Genomic DNA, 2,352 nt, shown 5'->3' on the forward strand with positions numbered 1-2,352 from the left:
AGCTGATCCCCCGCTTCGGCCGCCCGGAGCTGACCGGCACCTACTTCGGGATCTTCTACGTCGTCTCCGGGCGGCCGAAGCGGGGGATCAGCTCCATCACGAACGGGGAGGCCACCATGATCCCGAGGTACAGCAGCAGCGCGCCCAGCAGCACCGGCACGGCGTCGAACCACCCACTCGGCGCGGCCCCCGCCCCCAGCGCGGGTGGCAGGAACGCCAGCCCCATCACGGCGAGCCCGGTCGCGATCCAACGCCCCCTGTCCCCACGTGACTTGAGGGCCGTGGTGATCCTGAGCTGGAGCGCCAGGTTGGCCAGGGTGCCGACGACGAAGACGAGACCGGCCGCGCCGTCCCAGCCGGTGGCCTCGCGTGCCCCGGCGGGCAGCAGCAGATACAGCTGGTTCTCCAGAGTGAACATGCCGACCATGGCGAGCGCGAACGCGAGGAAGGCCCGGTTGCCGAGCACCTCACGCCAGTCCCCGAGGACACCGCCCCCGCTCGCCTCCACCCCGCGGGCGGGCAGGACGAGGGCCTGCGCCACGGTGAGCACGGCGAAGATCCCCGCGGCGGTCAGCGCGGACGTGCGGAAGTCCACCAGCAGCAGCGCGCTGCCCAGCAGCGGCCCGATCAGGGCGCCCGTCGTCGCGAACACGTTGAACAGCGCGAACGCCTCCGCCTTGCGCTCCCCGGCCTCCTGCGCGAGATAGGCCCGCACGGCCGGGTTGAACAGCGCCCCGGCGAGCCCGCTCAAGCCGGACGCGGCCAGCAGCACGGCCAGCCCGTCGCCGAGCGCGAACAGCCCGAACCCCACGGTCCGCAGCGCGCACCCGGCGATGATGACGCCCCGCGCCCCGAGCCGGTCGGAGGCGGAGCCGCCGATGATGAACAGGCCCTGCTGGCTGAGGTTGCGCACCCCGAGCACCACACCGACGAGGGCCGCCGACATGCCCAGGTTCTCGGTGAGATGGGTGGCCAGATAGGGGACCAGAAGGTAGAAGCCGATGTTGACGCCGAGCTGGTTGACCAGCAGGAGGCGCACGGCGAACGGGAAGCGGCGTATCTCATGCCACGTCCGCACCGCCCACCTCCTCCCTGGGCCGAACTCCCAGCCCCGGCACCTGACTTGCCCGTACGACGCCGTCGTGGCCGCCGATGCCGGTCCACGGGTCGTGGGCGAGGAGGAGATGTCCGTCGAGGTCGGCCCAGCGGGCCCGGTCGGCGAGGTGGACGGCCGGGGCGAGACCGAGGCTGCTGGCGGTGAGGCAGCCGAGCATCAGGTCGGTGCCGCTGCCCTCGATCGCCGCCGCGATCCCCAGGGCCGCGTGGACGCCGCCGCACTTGGCGAGCTTGACGTTCACCCCGTGGACGCGCCCGGCGAGCCGCCGTACGTCCTCGGCGCTCACGGCGTCCTCATCGGCGATCACCGGCAGCGGCGAGCGCTCGGCGAGGGCGGCCAGCGCCTCCGGGGCGCCGGGGACGAGGGGCTGTTCGACGGCCTCCACGCCCAGTTCCGCGAAGCGCGGCAGCAGGGCGTCCGCGCGGGCCGCCGTCCAGGCGCCGTTGGGGTCGAGCAGCAGCCGCACGCCGGGCGCCGCGTCCCGCACGGCCCGCACACGCGCGAGGTCGTCCTCCGGATCGGGCGCGCCGGCCTTGATCTTGACGACCTGGAAGCCGTTCGCGGCGAGTCGGCGGGCCTCGGCGGCGGCACGCGGCGGCGCGGTGATCCCGATGGTCCGGGCGGTGGCCGCCACCGGAGCGGACGGTGCGCCGAGCAGCCGGTGGACGGGGCTGCCCGCCCGCTTCCCGACCAAATCGAGCAGCGCGGCGTCCACGGCCGCGGTGACGGCCGGCACAGTGCCCGAGCCCGCCAACTCACCGTCGATCAGTGCCTGGAGCGCGCTCTCCGGGTCGGGGAGGCGCTCCAGGTCGGTGGCGACCGCCGTGCACAGCCGCCCGAGGGTGTCGGCGTCGAGGCCGTAGTACACGCTGGTGACGGCCTCGCCGTGGCCGTGCAGCCCGTCGTGCTCGACGGTCAGCCACACCGCGTCGCGGGCGGTCATCGTGGAGCGGGAGATGCGCAACGGCTCGGCGAGGTCGAGCCGTACGGTGCGCTGGGTGACCTTCACAGGCTCTCTTCCGGTACAGACGGCACAGACGGTATGGGCGGGACAGTGGGTACGGCCGGTACGGCCAGGGGGTCGCTGACTCTGCGGCAGCGGACCCAGCCGACGGCCTCGGCCGCGCCCGGATGGGGGATCTCCACGGGCCGTACGGCCGCCGCGGCCCGGTCGATGCCGTGGGCGGCGGCGAAGTCGTCGTCGTAGACGCTGCCGAGGTAGCGGTGCGGCCCGT

Annotated in this window: 1 protein-coding gene and 2 pseudogenes; all 3 read right to left on the minus strand. The window is 74.0% G+C overall.

The annotated features are described in order from the left end of the window. Positions 1-58: 58 nt before the first annotated feature. Positions 59-1,078 (minus strand): annotated as a pseudogene (locus tag AOK15_RS08070) (MFS transporter); the annotation flags it as partial. Further along, entirely contained in the window at positions 1,062-2,126 is a 1,065-nt protein-coding gene (locus tag AOK15_RS08075; RefSeq protein WP_055514269.1) for a dipeptide epimerase, read from the minus strand. The gene AOK15_RS08075 and the pseudogene AOK15_RS08070, both read right to left, overlap by 17 nt. Beyond that, positions 2,123-2,352: pseudogene (locus tag AOK15_RS08080) on the minus strand (pyridoxal-5'-phosphate-dependent protein subunit beta); the annotation flags it as partial. The gene AOK15_RS08075 and the pseudogene AOK15_RS08080, both read right to left, overlap by 4 nt.

The sequence above is a fragment of the Streptomyces ossamyceticus genome (genome assembly GCF_001418475.1).
Taxonomy (GTDB): Bacteria; Actinomycetota; Actinomycetes; order Streptomycetales; family Streptomycetaceae; genus Streptomyces; species Streptomyces ossamyceticus.